The following is a 233-nucleotide window of genomic DNA, read 5'->3' on the forward strand; positions in this document are numbered from 1 at the left end:
TCTTCACTTGCTTGCACATATTCCACGCTGAATGGAGCGCTGGATTCAATCCGCTGAATCACCTCACCATCCACCATCTCGAATCGGGTTCGCAGGGCCTCATGACGTTCAATCAGCTGGCGGAAGGCTTGTTCCAGTCTTTTTTTATCCAAGGAGCCTTCGATAATCAAAGCTCCTGGCATGTTGTAGCTAACCTCTCCACCTTCCAGGTGACTCAGAACGTACATCCGTTT

At 49.8% G+C, this 233-nt stretch carries 1 protein-coding gene; it reads right to left on the reverse strand.

All coding sequences use genetic code 11. The features are described 5' to 3' along the window. On the reverse strand, window positions 1-233 hold a 233-nt coding region (locus tag HFD99_RS25335), incomplete at both ends, for a condensation domain-containing protein (protein WP_167441111.1).

Origin of the sequence: Paenibacillus sp. EKM301P, from assembly GCF_011800295.1 — a bacterium.
Lineage (GTDB): Bacteria > Bacillota > Bacilli > Paenibacillales > Paenibacillaceae > Paenibacillus > Paenibacillus polymyxa.